Source organism: Oerskovia sp. 140933 (genome assembly GCF_059651515.1).
In genome coordinates, this window is record NZ_JAMXIO010000051.1 from 1 (window position 1) to 22,463 (window position 22,463).

Genomic DNA, 22,463 nt, shown 5'->3' on the forward strand with positions numbered 1-22,463 from the left:
CCTCACGGTGCCGGGCCCTCACCCGTCCTGTGCGCTCTGGTGTCGGCGCACGGCGATCACGGGTTGGGAGAAGGCTCTCCGCCCTGGTCGTTCCCGCCGTCGTCACCCGCGGGCGGTCCGGACGAGATCACGACGTCGACCTTCGAATTGACGTCCAGGACCGCGCTCTCGCCGGGGTTCGAGGAGATGACCCGGCCCTTGGCGACCTCCGAGGACTCCTCCTCGCTGGTGTTCCCCAGCACGAGCTTGCGGGCGGCCAGCGCCTGCTCGGCCTGGGAGAGCGTCATGCCGAAGATGTCCGGGACGTTCGTCTTCTCGATCGTCGGCTCCTCGGGCGCCGCCTTCGCGAGGACGACGTTGACCTTCGAACCCTGGCTGACGAGATTGCCGGAGCCGGGGTTCTGATCGATGACCGTGCCGACGGCCTCCTCGCTCTCCTCCGTGCTGAAGGCGGCGACCAGGCCCACGTCGTCGAGCGCCTTCTTCGCGTCGGCCTCCGACAGACCGTCCAGGTCGGGCACCGCGACGAGCCCCGTCGAGATGTAGAGCTTGACGGTCCCTCCGGCCTCGATGCTCTGCCCGGCCGTCGGGTCGGAACGAGTCACCAGCCCCTTGGCGACGGTCGTACCGTCCTCCTGCTCGACGTTCGGATCGACCACGAGTCCCTGGTTCGTGAGCGCGGTGCGTGCGGCCTCCTGCGAGAGGCCGGCGACGTCGGGGACGATCACCGCATCCGGGCCGGCCGAGAAGAAGACCGTGACCTCGGTACCCTCGCGGACGGACTCCCCGCTCTCCGGCGACGACCGGACGAGCGTCCCCTCGGGCTCCTGCGACTCCTGGTCGAACGCCTGGAGGAACCCCAGGTTCACCGCCTTCAGGGCGGCCTCGGCCTGCTCGGGCGTCATGGTCGACGTCAACGTGGGGACGGTGACCATCTTGGGTCCCTTGTCGTCCTGGCCGCCGATCACGATCATGGTGATGATCGCGGCCAGCGCGACGACCCCCACCGCGATGAGCGCCCACATGAGGCCCCGCTTCTTGCGCGACCCGTCGTCCTCGGCGTCCTCGTCGGTGGGTGCGCCCCCGGGCTGCTGCCCCGGGGGGACGGCAGAGGGGAACGCCGCGGTCTGCTCCCAGGGGTTCGGTGCCCCCGCGACGGCGGAGCTCATGACCTGGGTCGCGTTCTCGAGCGGGCCCTGCACCTGGGTCGCCGCGAGGGCACCAGCACCTGCGGCGGCCGCTGCCGCGACGCCGAGAGCGGGGGCCGTGATGTGACCGCCACGGACCGCGTTCTCGAGGTCGTTGCGGAACTCCGCGGCGCTGCTGTAGCGGGCCGTGCGCTCCTTGGCGAGCGCCTTGAGCGTGATGCGGTCGAGGACCTCGGGAACGTCGGGAGCGAGGTCGCTCGGCTTGGCCGGGGCCTCGCGAACGTGCTGGTACGCGACCGCGACCGGGGAGTCCCCGATGAACGGCGGACGACCGGTGAGCAGCTCGAACAGCAGGCAGCCCGTCGAGTAGAGGTCGCTGCGTGCGTCGACCGTCTCGCCGCGGGCCTGCTCGGGAGACAGGTACTGCGCGGTGCCGATCACGGCGTGCGTCTGCGTCATGGTCGCCGCGGAGTCCGCGACGGCACGCGCGATGCCGAAGTCCATGACCTTGACGGCGCCCGTCGGGGTGATCATGACGTTGGCGGGCTTGATGTCACGGTGCACGATGCCGGCGTGGTGCGAGTACTCGAGGGCCGAGAGCACGCCCGCGGTGATCTCGATGGCCTCGTCGATCGGGACGGCCTGACCGTCGCCGAGGATGTCGCGGACGGTGTGGCCCTCGACGTACTCCATGACGATGAACGGCACGTGCGCCGTCGCACCACCGGGCTCGACGTGCGTGTCCTCGCCCGTGTCGTACACCGCGACGATCGCGGGGTGGTTCAGGGCCGCCGCGGCCTGGGCCTCACGACGGAACCGCGCCAGGAAGGACGGGTCGCGCGCGAGGTCCGATCGCAGGATCTTGATCGCCACGGTCCGTCCGAGACGGGTGTCGTGGCCGATGTGCACCTCGGCCATACCGCCTCGGCCGATGAGCTCACCGACCTCGTACCGGCCGGCAAGTACCCGGGGAGCGTTGTCCACCACTTAGGAGTCCTTCGATGTCGGGGCCGAGGACGCAGACGTCCCCGGCACAGTACTGAGCATCATCCCATCGTCGGACGCCAGGTCCGGGGACGAAGACAACGATCTGGTCACGTTCGAGGCCGCTGAGGCGCCCTCTGAACGCTGGTCGCCGCCCCCGGCGAGGGTCGCGACCAGCACGACCAGCAGCAGGCCCAGGAGGGCGAGGAGCGGCCACGAGAACCCCTTGGCGAAGCCGCCGATCCGCTGACCGGTCGTGGTCGACGTCCGGACGGGCGGCGCGTCCTGGGACGCGCGCCGGCGCTCGGCGCGCGTGACTCCCGCGGCGACCGCCCGGTGGGGACCGGTCTCGCGGGACGTGCGCGACGCCGTCGGGCCGGATTCTGCGGGGCGCGGGCGCGCGGCCGACGCGCCCGCGTGCATCTCACGACGGGGCGGGTACGAGCGGGGGGCCGGAGGGGCTGCCGGGGGCGCCTGGTCCGGCGCGGCCGTCGAGCGCTCCCACGGGAGCGCGCTCGCCTCGGTCGGCTCGGCCTCTGCCACGGGCGGGACGGATGGGGGCGGGGGCGGCGGGGGGAAGGCCTGGCCGTCGAAGACGGGGGAGCTCGACGTGGCCGACGCCGCCGACGGTGCGGAGAGGGAGGAGTGACCCGAGTATCCCGACGTCGGCTGCGCCGACTGCGCCGACCAGGCGGAGCGCGTCGGACCCTCCGCGTCCTGCGAGCGCGCCGAGGACACCGTGGGCAGCGGGCGCGAACGCAGCTCCTCCGGGATCTCGAGGGGCGTCGGCGAGCTGGGCTGCGCGGGTGCCCCGTGCCGGGCCGGCTGGGTGCGGCGCGAACGACGCGACGCTCCCCCGGCCCGCGCGGTGGCACCCCACGGGTCCCGTGCGATGGTCTCGACGAGGTCGTCGAGGGTCTCGGCGAGCGCCGAGGCCGGCATGGGGCGCGCCTTGGGGTCCTTCGCGAGCATCGCGTAGATGAGCGACGCCAACGACGGGTGCACGTGCGCGGGCAGCGGCGGCACCTTCTCGTTGACGTGCGCGACCGCGATGTCGACCGGGGTCGTGCCCGTGAACGGCCTGTTCCCCGCGACCGACTCGTACGCCACGATCCCCAGCGCGTACACGTCCGACGCCCCGGTCGCGGCCTGGCCGATCGCCTGCTCGGGGGACAGGTACTGGGCCGTGCCCATGACCATGCCCGTCGCGGTCATGGGGACCTGGTTCGCGGCGAGAGAGACCCCGAAGTCGGTGATCTTCACGACCCCGCGCGGCTCGAGCAGGATGTTGCCGGGCTTGACGTCACGGTGCACCACACCCGCCACGTGCGCGGCGTGCAGCGCCCGCGCGGTCTGCGCCAGGATGGGCAGCAGCTTCGAGGGCGCGAGGACGGGCTCGCGCTCCAGGAGGTCCGCCATGGGCTCACCCATGACGAGCTCCATGACGAGGTAGCCCGACTGGTTCTGCTCGCCGTAGTCGTACATCTGGGCGATGTTCGGGTGGGACAGGGCTGCGCTGTTGCGCGCCTCCGTCCGCAGGCGCTCGAGGAAGTCCTCGTTGCCCGCGTACTCCTCGCGGAGGAGCTTGACCGCGACCTCGCGGCCGAGCGCGCGGTCGTTCGCGACCCACACCTCGCCCATGCCGCCGATCGCGATACGGCGGACCAGGCGGTAGCGGTCGCCCAGGGCCAGGCCCTCGACGGGCCTCACTTGTTCAACACCGCCTCCATCACGGCCTTCGCGATCGGGGCAGCCACCGCACCGCCGGTCGCCTCGCTGCCGGAGTCGCCGCCGTTCTCGACGATGACCGCGACCGCGACCTGAGGATCCGTGGTGGGAGCGAAGCCCGTGAACCAGGCGTGCGGGGCGGCGTCGGGCTGGTGCTGGGCGGTCCCGGTCTTGCCCGCGACCTGGACACCGTTGATGCGCGCGGCCTTGGCCGAGCCGTTCTCGACGACGCCGACCATCATCGTCGTGAGCTGCTGGGCGACCGTCGGGGAGACCGAGGTCCGCAGGAGCGACGGCTCGGTCTGCTCGACGACCTCGAGGTCGGCGCCGCGGATCGTCTGCACCGTGTAGGGCGTCATCTGCTTGCCGCCGTTGGCGATCGCGGACGCGACCATGGCCATCTGCAGCGGCGTGACCCGCACGTCGCCCTGCCCGATCGAGGCGCGGGCGAGCTGCCCGGCGTCGTCGGTGGTCTCCGCGTCGGGGAAGTGGCTCTTGGTGACGCCCATGGGGATGTCGAGGGGGGCGTCGAAGCCGAACGCCTCCGCCTGGTCGCGCATGGCGTCGCCGCCCAGCGTGACGCCGAGGTCAGCGAACGCCGTGTTGCAGGAGATGCGCATGGCGTCGGCGAGCGTCTGCTCGCCGTCCGGAGAGCAGCGGGCGCTCCCGAAGTTGCGCATGACGGCGGTCGAGTTGGGGTACTGGTAGACGTCGGGGGCCGGGATGACGGTCTCCGGCGTGTACCGGCCCGACTCGAGCGCGGCCGCCGCGGTCACGACCTTGAACGTCGAACCGGGCGGGTACGTGGCGCCCGCGATGGCGCGGTTCACGAGCGGGTCCCCGTCGGCGTTGATGAGCGACTGGTAGGCCTCGCTCGCGGCCTTGGTGTCGTGGGTCGCGAGGACGTTCGGGTCGTACGACGGCTTGGAGACCATCGCGAGGATCTTCCCCGTCGCGGGCTCGATCGCGACGACCGCGCCACGCTGCTCGCCGAGCGCGTCCCACGCGGCCTGCTGGGCCGCGGGGTCGATCGTGAGCTCGACCGACGCGCCCTGGGGCTTCTGGCCCGTGATGAGCCCCTGGAGGCGGTCGATCCACAGCGTGCTCGCCTGGCCGTTGAGGAAGTCGTTCTCGGAGCGCTCGATCGCGCTGGTCCCGTTGACGATCGAGAAGAAGCCCGTGACGTGCCCGTAGAGGAGGCCGTTCGTGTACGAGCGCTGGTACCCGTACGGGTCGTCGACCGGTGTCGACAGCGCGACGGACTCCCCCGCGACCACGATCGGGCCGCGGAAGTTCCCGTACTCGCGGTAGACCTGCCGGCTGTTGCGGGGGTCGTTGTTGAGCGAGTCGGCCTGGACGAACTGGATGTAGGTGGTCGAGACCATGAGTGCCAGGAACATCACGAGCACGACGGTCGCCACACGGCGCAGGGGGACGTTCACAGGTTCTTCCGCTCGGTGTCGTCGATGATCTCGGTCGCCCCGGTCATCGGGCCCTCAGCGTTCTCGGGCAGGTCGGTGCGCACGACCTGCGTCGGGTGGTCCTGGGAGGGACCACCCCGTGCAGGCCCGACGGCGGCGCGCGCCTCGCCCGCGTCGACGGCCTCCTGCGAGCGCGAACCGACCGCGACGGGCTGGCTGCCCGAGGTCGGGCCGGCGGCGTGGGCCGCCACCTGCCCGCGGACGGGCAGCGACGAGGGTCGACGGGCGTTGTCGGAGATGCGGAGCAGGAGGCCGATCACGAGCCAGTTCGCGAGCAGCGAGGACCCGCCGTGCGCGACGAACGGCATGGTCAGACCCGTGAGCGGGATGATGCGGGTGATCCCGCCGATCACGACGAAGAGCTGCCACGCCATGACGAACGCGAGGCCACCCGCGAGGAGCTTGCCGAACCCGTCACGCACCCCGATCGCGGTGCGCAGACCACGCTCGACGAGCACGAGGTACATGACGAGGATCGCGAGGAGTCCCGCGAGGCCGAGCTCCTCGCCCAGCGAGGTGTAGATGAAGTCGGAGTTGGCGTACGGCACCAGGCGGGGGTAGCCCTGGCCCCAGCCGGTGCCGGTCAGGCCACCGTTCGCGAGACCGAACATCCCGCCCACGAGCTGGCCGGAACCACCCGGGCTGCGACCGAAGATCTCCGGGTCGAGGGGGTGGAGCCACACGTCGACGCGTGCGGCCACGTGCGGGAACACCGAGGCCGCGACGACCGCGCCCACCGCGAACATGCTCAGGCCGATCACGACCCAGCTGAAGCGCTCGGTCGCGATGTACAGCATGGCGACGAAGAGGCCGAAGAACAGCAGCGACGTCCCCAGGTCGCGCTCGAAGATGAGCACCGCGAGCGAGGCGCCCCACACGATGACCAGGGGGCCCAGGTCGCGCAGGCGCGGCAGCTGGAGCCCCAGGACCTTGGGGCCGGCGAGCGCGAGCGTGTCCCGGTTGGTCACGAGGTACCCCGCGAAGAAGATCGCGAAGGCGATCTTGGCGAACTCGGCCGGCTGGAGCGAGAAGCCCGCGATGTTGACCCAGATCCGGGCGCCGTTGATGTTCTGCCCGATCCCGGGGAGCAGCGGCATCATGACGAGCACCAGGCCGACGATCATGGCCGTGTACGAGTACTTGCGCAGGGTGCGGTGGTCCTTGAGGAACCACACGACCGCGCACGCGGCCACGACGCCGAGGGCGGTCCACATGAACTGCCTCGACGCGAACTCCTTGGTGCTGCCGACGAGCTGGCCACCGATGTCGAGGCGGCTGATCATCGCGAGACCGAGCCCGTTGAGCGCGACGACGACGGGGAGCATCACCTGGTCGGCGTAGGGCGCCTTGATCCGCAGGACCACGTGGCCGACGACGGCGAGCGCGACGAGCCCCAGGCTGTACGGGACGAACTGCTCGGGGACCTCGTCGAGCAGACCGAAACCCACGAGGGCGTAGGCGCCGATCCCGATCGCGAGGGCGAGCACGAGGAGGCCGGCCTCCGCGCCTCGCGACGGGCGCTTCGCCGGGCGCGCCGCGTGCGGCTCGACCGTGGCCATCAGGGCGCCGCCGGGGGTGCGGCCGGTTCGTCGGTGCCCGCCGGGGCGGCAGGATCCGGCGTCGGTTCGGGAGTCGGCGTCGGCGTCGCGGTGTCCGGGGTCGTCGCTTCCTCGGTGTCGGGCTGGGCGTCGGCGACGAGGCGGCTCGCGCGCTCGCGCGCGTCGTCGAAGGACGTGGCGCTGATGGTCTCGTGGAGTCGGTCCACGACGTAGGGCGGCAGGTCGTCGACCTTGGCCCCCGTGAGCTCGATCGGCGTGGACAGCGTCAGCGGGCCGGCGCTCGTCGGGACGCCCCGGAACACGGCGACCTGGCCGTCGGCGACCCCGACGTAGTACTGCTCCTGCGTCCAGCGGTATCCGTACAGGGCGCCCGCCCCGATCCCGGCGAGGACGACGAGCGTCACCACGGGGGCGATCCACCGCTTCGTGCGCTTGGCCGGGCGGACGTCGGAGTCGTCCCCTGCGGTCCCGGTGCTGCTCGTCTCCTGCCCGGTATCCGCCGGCTCGCCGTCCTCGGGCTGCTTGCCCGTGTCGTTCGCCGTCGCGACGAGCGTCGCGGCACGGGCGGCGGGGCCGTCCTGGGCCGACGTCGGGCGGTCCCGGTCGATCGCGGCGGACCCGACGACGACGGGTGACGTCGAGGGCCCGGCCCCGTCGGGAAGGGTGTCCAGGTCGACGACGTCGACCACCACGACCGTCACGTTGTCCGTGCTGCCCGCGCGCAGCGCGAGGTGCAGGAGGCGCTCGGCGCACTCGTCGGTGTCCTCGACGGAGACGAGGGTCTGCTCGAGGGTCTCGAGGCTCACGAAGCCCGAGAGACCGTCCGAGCACAGCATCCAGCGGTCACCGGGGCGTGCCTCACGGACCGACATGTCGGGCGTGAGGTCGACGTCGAAGTCGCCGAGGACCCGCATCACGACGTTGCGCTGCGGGTGGTAGTCGGCCTCCTCCGGGGTGATCCGGCCCGTGTCGACGAGGTGCTGGACGAACGTGTGGTCGGTCGTGACCTGGGTCAGGACGCCGTCGCGCAGCAGGTAGGCGCGCGAGTCGCCCAGGTGCGCCATCGCGAGCGTGTTGCCGCTGCGCAGCAGGGCCGTGACGGTGGTGCCCATCCCGGCGAGCTCAGGGGTCTGCTCGCTGCGCTCGACCAGGTCGAGGCGCGCGTTGTCGATCGAGGACTCCAGCAGGGCGAGCGCCTCGTCGGGACGGTGGGACTCGCCGTCGAGCGGGGCCAGGGCGGCGACCGCGAGGGACGACGCGACGTCGCCGCCGGCGTGGCCCCCCATGCCGTCCGCGACGACGACCAGGTGCGGGCCGGCATAGCCCGAGTCCTGGTTGTTCGACCGGACAAGGCCCACGTCGGACAGGGCCGCGTACTTCAGTGCGATGTTCATGGCGCGCTACCGCTGCAGCTCGACGACGCTCTGACCGACCCGCACTCCCACGCCGGGCGGCAGGGGTTCGATCCCGGAGATGCGCCGCTCGTTGATGTACGTGCCGTTGGTCGATCCGAGGTCCTCCACGTACCAGGTGCCACCCTGCGGGAAGATCCGGGCGTGCCGGGACGACGAGTAGTCGTCGTCGAGGACGAGCGTGCAGCTCGGTGCGCGCCCCAGCAGGATCGAGGAGGTGGAGAGCGGGACCGTGGTGCCGCGCAACGGGCCCGCCGTCACGACGAGCCGCGTCGGACCCGTCGGTGCAGGGGCTGCCGGGGTCGGGGCGGAGGCGGGCGCGGAACGGGACGGCGCGGCGCCGGCCGCGGCCCGCGGGGCGTCCTGGGCGCTCCGGCCCTTGCGTGCCGTGATCTTCGTGCCGTAAAGGTCGCGTCGCAGCACACCGATCGCGGCGAACACGAACACCCACAGGAGGACCAGGAATCCCAGCCGCAGCAGGGTGAACGTCAGCTCGGTCATGCGGAGGGGATCACCAATCCTCGTTGTCGGGCGCGCCCGTCCAGAACATGATGCGGGTCCGCCCGATGGTCAGGCTGTTCCCGTCGAGCAGGGTAGCGGCCGGGACCTGATGGCCCTCGACGAACAGTCCGTTGGTCGATCCGAGGTCCGTCGCGATCACGCCGTCGGGCGTCACCCGGATCTCGAGGTGGCGACGCGAGACGCCCGGGTCGTCGACGACGATGTCCGCCTCCGAGCCGCGGCCGATGACCGTGACCGGGCCCGTGAGGAGGTAACGCTGCCCGTCGATGTCGACCAGCGGGTGCCGCGCGCTCGGTGCAGCGCTCGTCGCCGGTGCGACGTTCCCGCGCACGCTCGCCGACCGCAGCTGGAAACGCCCGGTGTCGAGGGAGTCCTCCTGCTCGAAGGACACGCTCACGGGTCCGACGAACGCGTAGTGCTGCGACGCCGCGTGCTCCGTCACGTTGGCCGCGAGCTCGTCGGCGAGCGACTCCGCCCCCCAGCCCTCGACCTGTGCATAGTCGTCGGGCGACAGCTCGATGATGAACTGGTTGGGCACGACGGTCCGGTCGCGGTCCACGACCGCGGCCCGGTCGTCGACCTCACGACGCAGAGCGCTCGCCAGCTCGACGGGCTTCACCTCGCTGCGCCCGACCTTGAAGGCGTTGTTGACGACGCGCTCGACGCCCTTCTCGAAACGATCCAGGACTCCCATGCCACCTCCTCCCTCATCGACGTTCCCTCGACCGGGTACACGGTCCCCGGGCAGACTACCTAGATCGTAACGACCTGAGGCCTCGCCAGGCCGGTGATCCACTGAAGTGGAGGGGGAGATCAGGGGGAGATCGGGTGCTTCGGGCGTGAGACGGGTCCGCGGGCGGGGTACTGTTCTCTCTGGTGCACCACCGGGCTCAGGTCGTGGTGGGGCGCCGGTGGAAGGTCTGGCGAGAGCGACCGACGACCGATGCAGGTCCTGGTCGGCACTCGTGATAATCTTCTGCGGCACGCGCGAGTGGCGGAATGGCAGACGCGCTAGCTTCAGGTGCTAGTGTCCGAAAGGGCGTGGGGGTTCAAGTCCCCCCTCGCGCACGTGAAGACGGTTTCGTACTAGGAGCCGTCGGCAGTTCGTTAATGGTCTCGGTCGGGTTCTCCCGGCCGGGACCATTGTCGTTGGGCTGGTTCAGCCCTGAGATGCGCTGTCGCGGCGGGCGTGGAGCCGCGCTGGAGTTCTCGGAGCCTCGACTCTTGCGCGCACTCGGAGGTGCAGGGCGCGCTTGGCGTACTGGTGGCGTGCTGTGGTCGTCAGGTGCTCACGAGGTCGTGTGCCGGAAGTCCTTGAGTGCCCAGGCCGTTGACTGCCAGGGAAGTCGTTGTCGGTCACGTTCATGGTCGGTGTCGGCGACGGTGATCGTCGCTGCGCATCCGCACGGTCTGCCTGGGACACATCGCGTTGTCGGGACCTCCGGACCTCGGCGCATCGAGGACGGGGTGTTCGGGCAGCGCACGTGCCCCGCAACAGCAGGGCCTTTGAGGCGCTGTGTTCCGCGGTTCGCATCGTGTCGGCTGTGGGCGATGAAGCGGTATGACTCGCGGGCGTCGAAGTCTTCGCGGATGCGCGCCTTGTCGCCCGCGCGCGCGTATGGCGCGGGTGGCCGTACTTCACGCAGAGCGTCAGGGATCGCGTCGGAGTACAGGTGCCCATCGAGCCAGATCGTCCCGGCCGCGGGTCCTGGGCGGACGCCGCGTTGGCTGGTGTGCAGGTCCATGGTGACATCGATGCCGAGTTGACGAAGCGGTCGGGCGAAGTTCTCAGGTTTCGCGGTGGTGTAGCCGCGGTCGAACAGTGCTTCGTCGATCTCGCAGAAGCTCTGGATGGCCCGCGTGAGGGCGAGAGCGGCCGGGCCGCGGTCGGTCACACCCGGGCGGAGAACCATCCCGGCGCAGAGAGTGGGGATCGGGGCCTCCCCTGGTCGGGGGATGTGAGCCGCGACGTGAAGCTCGTATCCGACGTAGTGCTCGGTCGGGCGGCGACTGGTAGGAGTGCGCTTGCCCCGGCCGGCGTCAGGGTCGGCACAGACTTGTCCTTCGGGGCCGCGGTACCCGTGCGAGTACGAGGTGGCGAACGACTCGAAGTCCGTACCGTCGATCGCGATGCCGCGAGTGCGCCGAAGAGTCCTGGGCAGGCTGGCCTGGACTATTGCGGTCGCGATCTCGTCCGGTGTCATGTCGACGGCGGGGCAGCCCGGTGGACAGGGGTCGACTTCGCCGGTGTCACCGTTGACCCGCATGGCGTGGTCGTGGTCGACGTGGATTCCCTCATGTGTTGCCTCCACCAAGGCGGCGAACGTGTCGCGTATCCGCTTGTATAGGCGACCTCGCTCCGGAGGGTTGCTAATCGACCGCTCGGGGATGCCCAGCAGGCGTCGGCTCTTCGGCGAGAGGGCAACGACAGTCCGCTCGATCGCACGAAGCGTCATCTTCTCGGTGTCGGTCATCGCATGCAGGAACAGGATCCGTGTCAGGCACTCGATGCTCACTTTGCGCGGGCGCCCGTACTTCTTCGTGCTGGCCGAGATGATTGCTTGGAGCTTGGGGTTTGCCGCCATCGCTATCGCGCGAGCGACGCGGTGTGTCTCGGTGAGCGGGTTGGGGCGATACACGATGACGCTCTGTCCCGACGCAGTGAGGGGCGGGTGGGACGTCATCGTGACCGCTGGCGCGCTCATCGGCGGGTGAGTTCGTCGAACAGGTCCGCTTCGTCGATCGGTGGCAGGTAGGTCATGAGGTGACCGAACGTCTTCCAGGACGTGACACCGGCTATCTGGGCGAGACCGTTGAGGTGGACGCGGTTGTTCAGGTGCCGTAACAGCCACGTGGCTCGAAGGCGGTGTGCCTTGAGATCAGGGCAGTCCGGCGGAAGGTCGATGTCCTCGAGCAGATGCCCGAGGGGTGCGCGGTCCCATCCCTTGGCCACGAACCCGAGGATCGACGAACCGGGATCCTCCACGCGGATCCGATCGAGGGTGACATCGTGGGGCGGACTCACAGGGACGAGGCGAGCTCGATCACCAGGGATCCTCAGGCACACGCGCCCATGTCGTTCGACGAGGTCATCGGTCGTGGCCGACCGTGCCTCGCGCGGGTAGGCGCCGGTCCCGAGTCCGATGGCAAGGAGAGCGCTCAAGCGGCGTCGCTGCAGCGCCGTGCGTTGATGTGCTGCGACCTCAAGCAGACGAGCGACCTCCGCCGGCGTGTAGGGGACGATCGCATAATCCCCGCGCAGACGCTGAGCTCGCGGTGGCCACGGCGCTTTGCGTGTCACGGCCGCGGAGAAGCGTCGCAGATCGGAGCGTCGGGTGGCCCGCGATGACTCGGCTAGGTGTCCGCACGCGACCGCGATGTACCGCTCGACCATGTCCGGGGTGAAGATCGCCTCCCGGTCCAGCGGCATACCCTGACGGTGTGCCCAGACGACGAACTGCGACAGGGTTCTCATGGTTTCGGTAGCCCGACGCCGATCGACCGGTTCCAGGTCGAGCCCGACCTGACGGGTGAACTCGGCGACGGGCTCCCAGTGCTCGGGGCGGATCGCGTTCGGCGAGTACCCGTGCACGATGGCAGCGGCGTGGGCGAGTTCTTCGGCGTGGCGGTTGACGGACTCAGTTCCAGAAGAGCACTCTGAAGGTGCTGTAGGCATGGAAGTACCCCCAATTGGCCTAGCGGGTGTTTCTGACAGCGGCGGTAAGGATCCGCTGTAGTGGCGTGGCGATCGGGTTCAGGAGTTCGAGCTCCTGGGCCCGTTTTCGCGCGTTCGGCGCCCTGCACCGATCCCGTCTAGTCCATGGCGGCCCTGTTGCCGTCGTCGAGGGCGCGGGAGAGGACGTTGGCGAGCACCACGGTTACGGGAAGCCCGGACTCGTGGGCTGTTTCGTACAGGCCCTGGGCGATGGCGGCGGGGATGCGGGCGTCGAAACGCACCAGCTCGTCCGGCTTGTAGGCGCGCCTGTGGGACGCAGGTCTACCGGTACGTGCGGATCGGATGACGATCCGGCCCTCATGACGCTCGTCCACCTGCTCCACCTCCCGATCGAGACTGCACACATCCGACGAAACGCGGGTCCGTAGACCCGATCACGCCGGATGGTCAGTCCGTCAGAGAGGGGTGGTGGTTCTCAAGCGCCACGCGGCAGATTGCCCAGACGATGTGGCAAGTCCCCGCACTAGGTACGGGCAACTATTTCCAAGGTAGCGAAGACCGTCGAGCGGCCGGTGCTAGACACGCGGCGTGGGCTAGTTGCGAGGCGCTGGTCGACGGTGACTTTCGCATCTGACGCGTGGCGTGCAGGAAGATGCCCGCCTCGACGCCCGCACGGCCGCCGAGCGACTGCGTGCCCGGGACGACGGGGCCTCGCCTAGGACCTCGGACGAGAGCGGGCGCGCCCGCGCACGCACGCAGAGGTCCACCCGGATTGACGCCCTATTCAGACGCACCAAGCAGGCCCAGACGAGCACCGACGGGACTGCCTCAGTGCAGTCCCGAGCTCTGCGTGGGCACCTGTGCCAAGATCAGGGCCATGAGCGCCGAAGGATGGGCCGCATTAGCCGGCTTCCTTGCTGCTCTGTTGTCTGCGCTTGCCCTTCTTGAAGTGCGGCGCGTCCAGAGAAATGAACAGCGTATTCGCCTTACCGCCGTGAGTGCTTGGGCTGAGCCGATCCTCGGTGGGCCGATTGATCAGGTCGGCGTCCGCGTGACTGTACGTAACGACACCAACTCAGCTTTGCAGCTGCCACGCGTCATCGTTCGTCCTCGCTTCGAGCGGCCTACTGCCACGGCCCCTGGGGAGGTCCAGTACGGTATGTCGACGTTCGACGTCCCCCTCGTGCGCCCTCAGTCGACGAGTGTCTTCGTGATTCCAGGGCCGATGTTCTTGGCCTGGCGGGGGCAGTCTCCGCTCATCTTCGTTGTTGCCGTGCTGTTCCAGGACGCGCTCGGCGATTGGTGGTGGAAGCAGCCGAACGGCCGTCTCTACCGCAATCGGATGCCGTTGCGGATCCCGGGCTCTTTGCCAGACATCGATCAAGCGATGAAGCTGTCGGTCGCGGGTCTTCTTGCTCGTTGGCGCCGTCGGGGCGCGGCTTGGGCGAAGAAACTACTCCAGGGTCTCCGAACGCGCACTGACGGACCCAACTGAAGCGTTTGCGGCGACTGCCGGTTCTCCTGTCGGGGCGGGGGCGCCCGGCCGACGCACGTGTCGCGGGCAGTGAGCCCGAGTGGTGTACGCCGGCCCTTTCTTAGGCGCTGAGGTAACCGACGGGCCCACCACTGTTGACCTTGATTCGACTGGACATGACTTGCTGCACTCGCTCAGTCAGCTCGCCCGACGACGGCTTGCTCGTCCTGACCACCATTCCTGGCGTAACGCGGGCCAGAAGCTTGCCGCGGTAGTGGTAGCGGTCGAAGTCCTCTCCGACCCGCTTCTGCGGCGCCTCGTGGCCTGTGATGAGGTAGAGCGCGACGGGGAAGGTGGAGACGGTGACCGCGAACAGTTCGTTCTCCAGCACCCTCTGGGGCTCCGAACGCCACCACCGGAGGCTGGTTGCCTCGAGCTCAGCGTCGGTGTGGTGCACCGAGAATCCGATCTGCATGCGCGTGTCCGTGGGGTGGAGACTCATATCGGCCGGCTGGGCGGCGTCCGTTCGAAGGACCGTCAGCTCGCCCGAGACAACTTCGAGCCATGGCCAGTTGGTGAGGCGGTCGACATCGGCGACGGTGATCGGGACGGTCAGCATCCCTGCGCGGATCATCTTGTCGATCATCGCTACATGGAGTCCGAGTCGCGCCGCCGCTGCGTGTCGCTTCAAGGTCGGTGACGAGGGCGAGGCTGAGCTCGTCTTGGCGAAGCTGGGAAGTGTCATGTCCTTCACCCTTCGGTAGGGATGGGCCTAGAAACGACTCTGGTGCCTAGCATCAAAGCACGAGACGCCGCCCAGTGTCAACGCATGAAATTAGCGAGATGCCCGTCGCAACTCTTGGTGGCGTGGTTCTTGGATCGGTGGGTAGCTGATGTAAGAGGCCTGGCGAAGGCCATGGCGCCAGGGAGGTCCTCGAAGTGACCGACGTTGCCGCCTGCACAGGTACGGGGCTTCCGGATCAGTCTCGTCTGACGATGGCCCTCAGCCACGTTGCACCAAGCGCTGTGAAGCGGGCTCGTACACGAACTCGGCAATCTCCCCCGACATGATCATGGCAACCGCCCGATTGATGACGTCTCGCGGCACGACGAACCACTCGGACGGGTCATAATCCCGACCCTTCCGATCGATCTGAGTCAAGTCCAGTCGCACGGCTGCGAAGACACGATGCAGCAAGTGCTCGAGCGCCGATGGTCGGGCGTTGTAAAGACGATAGTCCGCCACCACCTTGACCGGAGCCATCAGGTAGGTCGGCGACTTCTCCGCGTCCTTGATCCGCTGCTCGACGCTCGTCGTAGAGAACCCGATCTTGTGCAGGTTCTCTATCCCAGCGATCTGCGGGTCCTTGCTCAACGACTGCAGGACATAGATGTGGCCGCTCTCCACCTCACCATCGAGGATCTCGCTCGCGTCGATGCCCGTGCGCGCCAGAACCTGACCCTGCTGCTCGTACATGCGCGTCATCAAGCTCTGCTTGTACATCCTCGACTCGGTGCCGTTCTCAAACACGACCCGCAAGCGCTGCTTCTGCTTCGGCTTGCCACCGACGACGAGATCCACGTCCTCACCGACCTCGGCTACGAAACACATGACGCCACCAAGGACGAAGAACACGCCCTCGTGGATCAGGTCAAGACCTGTGAACGTGGTCAACTGGAACGTGCCGTCAGCGAGTTCCGCGTGCTTAGCCTTGAACAGATGCTCGAACTGCTCGAAGTCCTCGGCCTTGACACGTTTCGCTACCGAGTCGGGTGACTCGACCTTGCGGAGGGCAGGTAGGTCCGACACATCCAGGATCCCGCTGTCGTCGCCGAGTAGGTCGTCGAGGTCGTCGCCCTCGAGCAGGTCGTCCAGCGATGCGGGCGCTTCTGGTGCATCAAGCAGACCGAACTCATCGAGGTGCTTGAGAGCCTCGATCTTGGCGTCGTTGGCGAGGATTCCGTCCAACCTGGAACCAAGCTTCCGCTCGGCGATCTCACGGGTCGTCGAGCTCGGGACGCGGTCGTGAACTCGGCGGAACTCGACGATCTCGAGAAATGCACGCTCGAGCCGGTCCGAGGATGTGACCTTCTTTGGCGCTTCCGGCGCGTCGAGCAGGCCATCGACGTCCCCGCCGAGGATGTCGTCGAGGGTCAGCGGAGCGCCGGCGTCCACGCTCTTGGGCTCGTTCATGCGTCCTCCGCCGTGGCCGCCGCGCGCTTCTCCGCGGCACGCTGGTACTTCAGCCGCTGCAAGTAGAGCAGGGCCTCCGCGTAGCGCTTCTCTGTGGGGTCCTCGGCGCGGGCGTTCGGTCGGCGTCCGCCGTTGACCTTGACCCAGTTCTGGATCTTCGGGAACAGAGCGACGGCCTCTTCCTCGCTGAACTCGACCCGCGTCGCCGCGATTGTATCCTGGATGATCCTCAGCACCGACGGCGTGACCGACTTGGACAGGACCTCGAAGGCGCGCTGGAACGGGTTCACGGAGTCGATGAGGTTGATGTTGAGTTCGTCGATGTTGACGAACTTCTCGGCCATCTTGATGAACCGCTTATCGCCTACCTCGCGCACCTCGCCGTTCTTGATCACCGAGTCCACCACGACCTGCTGGCGGACCTCCTCGACTTGCGCCTCGGTGAGATCTGGGTACTTCTCGCGGATGATCTTGGGGATCAGGACCTTGTTGGTGGTCTCGGGATCCACCGATCCGGCAGCTGCCCTCGCGAACGAGTCGTCCTGGAGAATCGTCGCCTTCAGGTCGTTCAGATCGGTCTCGACGATCTGCTTCACGCGCTCGCTCGAGGGCTCCTTGAACCCCTTGATCTTCAGCTGGCCAGGGACCTTCGAGTCGTCGCCGTCGAACTTCTTCGTCTTGAACGTGAAGTTCTGCGCCAGCACCTGCTCCATCAGCAGCGACGCGGTGATGGCCTTGAGCATGTTGTTCACTGACACCTTCACCTCGCTCTGGGACGCGTCGGGCTCGGCGATCAGGTTCGTGAACTGCGCGTGAGGCTTGCCCGGGCTGTCACGGGTCACGCGCCCGATGATCTGGATGACCTCGGTGAGCGAGGCCCGGTAGCCGACCGTGAGGGCGTGCTCGGCGAAGGGCCAGTCGAACCCTTCCTTGGCCATGCCGAGGGCAATGATGATGTCGACCGCGTCTTGCTCCTTCGACGCCGTGTGGCCGAGGTAGTGGAGCGTGTCGCCGCGCTTCTTCTGGTCGGTGTCGTCGACGAGGTCGGCCACGCGCACGATGGCTCCGGTGTCTGTGCGGCGCACGCTGATGATGCCGGTGTCCGGGTCGGTCTCCTCGACGCGACCGATGACGTCGATGATGTGACCGACCTCCTCGATCTTGTCCTTCGTCGACTCGCCCGAGTTGACGTTCGGGATGTGCACGATCGTCTTCTTGTCGAGGTCTAGGACCTCGCCGATCGCGTCCGTGTATCGACCCTGGTAGAAGTGGTGGCCGATACCCAACGACTGCAGGTACTCATAGCCGTTGAGCTGGTCGTAGTAGTTGAACGTAACCGGAGTAAACTTCGCCTCGTCCTCGGCCGAGAGCACCGGAACCGAGTCCCCTCGGAAATATGACCCCGTCATCGCAACGATATGGACGTCGGAGCCGTTCATCACGTCACGCAGCAGCGAGCCCAAACGGCTCGACTCCGTGTCGGCCGAGACATGGTGGAACTCGTCGATCGCGAGCACTGTGCCATTGAACGACTCCGGTGCCAGCTTCTCGAAGGCGAAGCGCAGGGTCGCGTGGGTGCACACGAGCGTCGCGTCGGGCCCCGCGAGGAACTTTATAAACGCGTCGACCTTGCCTGCGGAAGACCCGGCATCGCAAAGGTTGTGCTCCGGCTTGATCTCCCAATCGGCAAAGAAGCCGCACTTCGTGAGACTGGTCGACGCGAAGGACGCCCCGATCGAACGCTCCGGCACCGCGACGATGACCTTCTTGCGGCCTTGGTTGTAGAGCTTGTCGAGCGCCACGAACATGAGCGCGCGTGACTTGCCCGATGCTGGTGGAGCCTTCACGAGCAGGTGCTGCGAGTCTCGCTTCCCGAAGACGCGCTGCTGCATCTCTCGCATGCCCAACTCATCCGTGTTCACGGAAGCCTTCGTCTGGGCGTAAGTGACATTCACAATGTTCACCGGCTTGTTAATCGCGTTCACTGCTTCATGCTCCTGGTCCTCTTCGCCCGGGCCTTCGCTACTTCTTCGGCGGCCATGCGCTCATACATCGCGAACAGGTCTGACAGGCGCTCCTCGTCGGTCTCGTAGCCGTGCTTCGAGTAGATCGAGTCCACGAGTACGTCGATGTCGTGGTGGGCCTGGCGGAGATCAGTTGGCATCGAGGCCGGGTCGTACAGCTCGGCGAGCGTCCGCTCGCAGTGGTACTCGCGAACGTCCAGCACCTGCAGCGCAGCGACAGTAAGCTGTTCCTTCATCGAATCGCACAACGGAGGCGCTGGAAAATTGTTATAGACGATCGTGTTGGAGTAGCGAATCCGATCCTCGAGCGCACCTGCGACTGCGCGAGTCCACGCCATATGCATGCGCGATGTTAGGAGAGCAAGAACCCAAGGTTCGGCATCGTAAATTGCACTTGCAGAGTCACCGATGATCACATCTGGACCCAGATAGCCAATTGGAATGTACTTTCGCCGCTCAGACGAGTGGCGAGGGATCAGAATTGAGTCGGTTTCCCGGTATCGGACTTCGGCGAAACGCCAAGGAACGTCCGCGAGCTTCTTGGTTGCAGGGCGAGTACTCTTTGATCGATGGTTGAACACGCCGAGCACTCTCCGGCTGATCTCCGGAACCTCGGCTGCGATGGCGTGATTCTCCAACGTCAACCAGAGGGCGTACTTATCAACGCCGTCGATAAACTCCTCAGTCCCCGCAAATTCTCTCGTGTACTCCCCGACTCTTGGATCGGTGGCGACCATGCCACGCCACACGGACTCCCTAATCAGGAGATTCCCCCCGTCGTTAGGCATGCTGCCGTTGGAAATAAGAGGGAGGCTCGACAATGGCTTACGGCGACCCGTTACGACAATATTGTCGCCATCAGCAAGGTACCCATTGATATTCGACGCTTTAATTTGCAAGTCGCCTACATAGATGTACTTTTGACCGGCCCGAATGGTGCGCCAATTAATGACCGACACCGTCACGCCAGCATTTCGCTTCGCGTTATTCGACCACTTGAATGAGGTGTGGGCATACCCAATTTCTAGACCGAGACCAATCAAGTACGGGAAGAGGAGTTCAACCTGCTGCCCCTGTGCGAGGGAGTTGGTCGTCACAAACGATAGTTCAGCCCTGCTATTGCTAATGTATTGGGCCCCCTTGATGAACCACAGGGCAATATAATCAAGGTTCTTAGACAGACTCGTGTCCGCGATTACGTACGAGTAATCTGCCTTTTGCTCTGCGGTTTGAAGCTTGGATCCGTAGTAGGGCGGGTTGCCAATTAGGTATATTTCAGAGTGCCGGTCGTTCGGACAGACTGTGTTCCAGTCCAGACGTGTTGCATTGCCCGCTCTGATCTGCCCTGTCTCCTTGAGCGGGATCAGGGGGAGATCGATTCCAAACTTCTCACGGTATTCAACATTCATCTGGTGCTTCGCGATCCATAGCGACAGAATTGCCACTTCGACGGCAAAGTCGTCGATTTCGATGCCGAAGAATTTCTCGATGTTGATCTTTGAGCCCAAAAGCTGGCCCTGGTGCGTCCCGCCGCGCATTTCGGCCAGGCGCTCGAGGATGGCGTGCTCGAGTTTGCGTAGTTCCTTGTAAGCGATGACTAGGAAGTTCCCCGAGCCGCAGGCGGGGTCGAATATCTTGATCTCACTTATACGCTGCAAGAGGGCCTCGAGTTTCTTCACCGAGTCGAACCCGCCGTCGAACTTCTCCTTAAGTTCGTTTAAAAAAAGCGGTTCGATTGTCTTAAGGATGTTCGGCACCGAGGTGTAGTGCTGGCCCAGCCCTGAGCGCTTACCCGGTGTGACAATCGCTTGGAACATCGATCCGAAGATGTCAGGATTGATCTCTCGCCAGATGAGCTTGCCCGACTCGATGAGTTCTTCTCGAGCCTTCTTCGTGAACTGCGGCACCACATCGCCCTCGGACATCGTGAAGAGTCTGCCATTGACGTACGGGAACGCCGCGAGGTGTTTGGGTTTGTCAGCGGCATGCTCGGTGTCTAGCGCAATGAACAGGTCCGTCAGGAACTCGTCCATGTCGGAGCCATCGGGTTGTGTGTGCGACCCAATTGCGTTGGTGAACTGGTTCCCGTCAAAGATTCCAGTGTCCTCGGCAAAGAAGCAGAATAGCAGGCGCGTGAAGAACAAGTTCAGTGCGTGGCGCCCATGCGGTTGCTGGAGGAGGTCCGGATTCGCGGCGAGCAGTTCATCGAACAGCTTGCCCATGCGCTCAGCGGCTTTGACGTCTGCATGCGCTTCGGTGGTGTACTGGGCCTTCTCCATGCCTGCCCATGGCAGAAAGAACGTGAAGTGTTGGTCGATTTCCCGGATAGGGAAGCCGATCGTCTCGGCCGTTTTCGTGTCCGTCGCGACAAGCTCGACGTAGTCGGTGACTATGACGAAGCGGGTGCTATATCGAACTACGGCGGGTGATGTCTTTAGTTCCTCGAGTACTGCGAGGGGGTCACTCGTCGTCTCCTTGAAGTAGACAACGTTCTTCTGCGCGACTTCGCTCGCGACATCCAGCGCCACGTTGAGCGATCCGTTGCGCAGCCGCGTGACGTTGCTCTGAGACTTCCCGTAGGCGAGCAGCAGCTCGAATATGAACTCGCGGTCGTACGACTCACGGCCGGCGAGCGGCGCAACGCGCTCCTCGATGGCCTTGAGGTTGAGTCTCGCCATATGATCTTGCCTGTCCTGACGTGAGGCTGCTTCATCTGCAGTAGTCGGCCCGTTCGTACTGGCTGACGGCGACGTCGGCCGTGGCCTGTTGCGCTGTGAGGATCCTATCCGTTGAGCTGGACGCGAGGTTCGGGATCGGGGATGACGCTTGCGGATCTGGACGGGTCGCGCTGTGCTGTGGGCGACCGTTCATGAGACGTATGCGGCGGTCGGGCGGCCGGTCTGTGCGTCGTGTCTCACGGCCCGTGTCCGCAAGCGGCCATGGCGAGCCCGAGTGAGCCTTCCTTGAGGAAGGCATCGGACGACAGTATGAGGCGACACAGGTGCCGCCGCTTGTGGCGAGGCCGGCGAGGCCTACCCGGCGGTCTGGCCTCCACCCGAGCTTCTCGATGGCGTACCGCGGCCGGTCGTTCGCTGAGGCCTGGCAGACAATTGGCCCTATGTCATCTCCCGCCATTCCGGTGGTACAGGAAGTCGATGCGCTCGGCGAGGCGCAGGACGGCCCGAACCACGAGGATCAGTCCGACGATCGAGATCGCCGCGCCGATGAGGATCAATGGCCCTGACCCAGTGTCTGAGCGCGGCGTTGATCTGTGACTGCTGACCGGCTGCGTAGAGGACCTGTCCGATGACCAGGGCGATGACGCCCCAGAGGATCAGGCTGCCTGAGGCTCTACCGGCTGGGACGGCGGCGGGTAGCTTCTTGGGAATCGGCGGAATGGCGGCCTTCGGGGTGGTCATGAGGGGCAGTGTAGGTGCGGCATGGTCGGCGCATTACTGACCGTCTCACGACGGTCCAGGCGCTCAGCGCACGTGCATCGGCCGCGCATCCGGAGGTCCGCTTCGCGATCGATGCCCTGCACTTGAACGTGAGGTCGTGTTCGCCGGGTTCTGGGCCTCGCGCACAGGTGTGCCTGGGCGTGTCGTCGGCGTGCGCCTGGGCCGGGCCCAGGCGCCGCATCGCCGCAGGTCAGCCACTTCCCGAAACCCCCCACGTGAAGACGGTTTCGTACTAGGAGCCGTCGGCAGTTCGTTAATGGTCTCGGTCGGGTTCTCCCGGCCGGGACCATTGTCGTTGGGGCTGGTTCAGCCCTGAGATGCGCTGTCGCGGCGGGCGTGGAGCCGCGCTGGAGTTCTCGGAGCCTCGACTCTTGCGCGCACTCGGAGGTTCAGGGCGCGCTTGGCGTACTGGTGGCGTGCTGTGGTCGTCAGGTGCTCACGAGGTCGTGTGCCGGAAGTCCTTGCCGGGTGGAGCGCGGTGCTTGTTCTTGCGGGACCGGGTGCCGCGGCCGACTGGCCTGGTGTCGGGCTTCTCGCCGAGCTCGACCTGCCAGGGTTCAGGCAGTGCGCGGGCGCTGAACCACTTGTGGATCTGGATCGCGTTGTGTCCGGCGATGGCGAACGCGAGGAGCAGGTTCGTTGCCTGACGCCCGAGGACCTGGATGAAGCCGTGGTTGATGTCGGCATCGAGGAAGCGGAGCTGGGCGTTGAGGCCTTCGACAAGTGTGCGCCGGTTGTAGGAGAGTGCCCAGGCCGTAATCCCCTGTCCGGAGTCATCCGGGGGGGGGGGGGGGGGGGGGGGG

The 22,463-nt window shown here is 66.7% G+C and carries 16 protein-coding genes, 1 tRNA gene and 1 pseudogene; 3 read left to right on the plus strand and 15 right to left on the minus strand.

The window, feature by feature from the left end; all coding sequences use genetic code 11:
* Positions 1–56 precede the first annotated feature (56 nt).
* Genes pknB through NHG27_RS18025 form a run of 7 tightly spaced genes read right to left on the minus strand, consistent with a single transcriptional unit; the run spans position 57 to position 9,528 of the window.
* Complete coding sequence (gene pknB, locus NHG27_RS17995; RefSeq protein WP_497017210.1) at positions 57–2,135, minus strand: Stk1 family PASTA domain-containing Ser/Thr kinase; 2,079 nt, start codon at positions 2,133–2,135, stop codon at positions 57–59.
* Positions 2,136–3,842, minus strand: coding sequence for a serine/threonine-protein kinase (locus tag NHG27_RS18000; RefSeq protein WP_497017211.1), 1,707 nt, complete (start codon positions 3,840–3,842; stop codon positions 2,136–2,138).
* Complete coding sequence (locus tag NHG27_RS18005) at positions 3,839–5,302, minus strand: peptidoglycan D,D-transpeptidase FtsI family protein (protein WP_193719495.1); 1,464 nt, start codon at positions 5,300–5,302, stop codon at positions 3,839–3,841. Before NHG27_RS18005 ends, NHG27_RS18000 begins: the two co-directional genes overlap by 4 nt.
* The gene (locus tag NHG27_RS18010; RefSeq protein ID WP_497017212.1) at positions 5,299–6,900 is read right to left on the minus strand and encodes an FtsW/RodA/SpoVE family cell cycle protein; all 1,602 of its coding nucleotides are present in this window, start codon (positions 6,898–6,900) and stop codon (positions 5,299–5,301) included. Before NHG27_RS18010 ends, NHG27_RS18005 begins: the two co-directional genes overlap by 4 nt.
* Positions 6,900–8,294 carry a PP2C family protein-serine/threonine phosphatase gene (locus NHG27_RS18015; RefSeq protein WP_497017213.1) on the minus strand — a complete coding sequence of 465 codons (1,395 nt, stop codon included), beginning with the start codon at positions 8,292–8,294 and terminating at the stop codon, positions 6,900–6,902. Before NHG27_RS18015 ends, NHG27_RS18010 begins: the two co-directional genes overlap by 1 nt.
* 6 nt (positions 8,295–8,300) lie before the next feature.
* Positions 8,301–8,813, minus strand: a complete 513-nt coding sequence (locus tag NHG27_RS18020) for an FHA domain-containing protein FhaB/FipA (protein WP_193719498.1) — start codon at positions 8,811–8,813, stop codon at positions 8,301–8,303.
* Positions 8,814–8,823: 10 nt separating this feature from the next.
* Positions 8,824–9,528, minus strand: coding sequence for an FHA domain-containing protein (locus NHG27_RS18025; protein WP_193719499.1), 705 nt, complete (start codon positions 9,526–9,528; stop codon positions 8,824–8,826).
* 291 nt (positions 9,529–9,819) lie between these two features.
* On the opposite strand from NHG27_RS18025, the gene NHG27_RS18030 reads away from it, so the two are divergent.
* Positions 9,820–9,902 (plus strand) — tRNA-Leu (locus tag NHG27_RS18030).
* 221 nt (positions 9,903–10,123) lie between these two features.
* Here the strand turns inward: NHG27_RS18030 and NHG27_RS18035 are convergent.
* The 3 genes from NHG27_RS18035 to NHG27_RS18045 form a co-directional block, all read right to left on the minus strand.
* Positions 10,124–11,473, minus strand: coding sequence for a hypothetical protein (locus NHG27_RS18035; RefSeq protein ID WP_497017214.1), 1,350 nt, complete (start codon positions 11,471–11,473; stop codon positions 10,124–10,126).
* A 62-nt stretch (positions 11,474–11,535) separates the two neighbouring features.
* Entirely contained in the window at positions 11,536–12,510 is a 975-nt protein-coding gene (locus NHG27_RS18040; protein ID WP_497017215.1) for a site-specific integrase, read from the minus strand.
* 137 nt (positions 12,511–12,647) lie between these two features.
* Positions 12,648–12,884, minus strand: a complete 237-nt coding sequence (locus NHG27_RS18045) for a mechanosensitive ion channel protein MscS (RefSeq protein WP_497017216.1) — start codon at positions 12,882–12,884, stop codon at positions 12,648–12,650.
* A gap of 503 nt (positions 12,885–13,387) precedes the next feature.
* On the opposite strand from NHG27_RS18045, the gene NHG27_RS18050 reads away from it, so the two are divergent.
* Entirely contained in the window at positions 13,388–14,005 is a 618-nt protein-coding gene (locus NHG27_RS18050) for a hypothetical protein (protein WP_497017217.1), read from the plus strand.
* Positions 14,006–14,105: 100 nt separating this feature from the next.
* Here NHG27_RS18050 and NHG27_RS18055 read toward each other — a convergent pair whose 3' ends face one another.
* From NHG27_RS18055 to NHG27_RS18070, 4 genes are all read right to left on the minus strand, one after another.
* Entirely contained in the window at positions 14,106–14,630 is a 525-nt protein-coding gene (locus tag NHG27_RS18055; protein ID WP_497017218.1) for a hypothetical protein, read from the minus strand.
* A 357-nt stretch (positions 14,631–14,987) separates the two neighbouring features.
* Positions 14,988–16,178, minus strand: a complete 1,191-nt coding sequence (locus tag NHG27_RS18060) for a GIY-YIG nuclease family protein (protein ID WP_497017219.1) — start codon at positions 16,176–16,178, stop codon at positions 14,988–14,990.
* Entirely contained in the window at positions 16,175–18,100 is a 1,926-nt protein-coding gene (locus NHG27_RS18065; RefSeq protein ID WP_497017220.1) for a DEAD/DEAH box helicase, read from the minus strand. The genes NHG27_RS18060 and NHG27_RS18065 overlap by 4 nt, the downstream gene beginning before the upstream one ends.
* Before the next feature lie 59 nt (positions 18,101–18,159).
* A complete protein-coding gene (locus tag NHG27_RS18070) occupies positions 18,160–20,880 on the minus strand; it encodes a DNA methyltransferase (RefSeq protein ID WP_497017221.1) in 2,721 nt (906 codons plus the stop codon).
* A 440-nt stretch (positions 20,881–21,320) separates the two neighbouring features.
* Between NHG27_RS18070 and NHG27_RS18075 the strand changes: the two genes are divergently transcribed.
* Positions 21,321–21,446 carry a hypothetical protein gene (locus NHG27_RS18075; protein ID WP_497017222.1) on the plus strand — a complete coding sequence of 42 codons (126 nt, stop codon included), beginning with the start codon at positions 21,321–21,323 and terminating at the stop codon, positions 21,444–21,446.
* 650 nt (positions 21,447–22,096) lie between these two features.
* Here the strand turns inward: NHG27_RS18075 and NHG27_RS18080 are convergent.
* Positions 22,097–22,463: pseudogene (locus tag NHG27_RS18080) on the minus strand (hypothetical protein); the annotation flags it as partial.

Excerpts from the sequence above, each read along its gene's own strand:
- NHG27_RS18020 (WP_193719498.1), bottom strand. The coding sequence starts at position 8,813 with ATGACCGAGCTGACGTTCACCCTGCTGCGGCTGGGATTCCTGGTCCTC.
- NHG27_RS18070 (WP_497017221.1), bottom strand. The coding sequence starts at position 20,880 with ATGGCGAGACTCAACCTCAAGGCCATCGAGGAGCGCGTTGCGCCGCTC.
- NHG27_RS18060 (WP_497017219.1), bottom strand. The coding sequence starts at position 16,178 with ATGAACGAGCCCAAGAGCGTGGACGCCGGCGCTCCGCTGACCCTCGAC.
- NHG27_RS18075 (WP_497017222.1), top strand. The coding sequence starts at position 21,321 with ATGTCATCTCCCGCCATTCCGGTGGTACAGGAAGTCGATGCGCTCGGC.
- NHG27_RS18015 (WP_497017213.1), bottom strand. The coding sequence starts at position 8,294 with ATGAACATCGCACTGAAGTACGCGGCCCTGTCCGACGTGGGCCTTGTC.
- NHG27_RS18040 (WP_497017215.1), bottom strand. The coding sequence starts at position 12,510 with ATGCCTACAGCACCTTCAGAGTGCTCTTCTGGAACTGAGTCCGTCAAC.
- NHG27_RS18055 (WP_497017218.1), bottom strand. The coding sequence starts at position 14,630 with ATGATCGACAAGATGATCCGCGCAGGGATGCTGACCGTCCCGATCACC.
- NHG27_RS18025 (WP_193719499.1), bottom strand. The coding sequence starts at position 9,528 with ATGGGAGTCCTGGATCGTTTCGAGAAGGGCGTCGAGCGCGTCGTCAAC.
- NHG27_RS18010 (WP_497017212.1), bottom strand. The coding sequence starts at position 6,900 with ATGGCCACGGTCGAGCCGCACGCGGCGCGCCCGGCGAAGCGCCCGTCG.
- NHG27_RS18050 (WP_497017217.1), top strand. The coding sequence starts at position 13,388 with ATGAGCGCCGAAGGATGGGCCGCATTAGCCGGCTTCCTTGCTGCTCTG.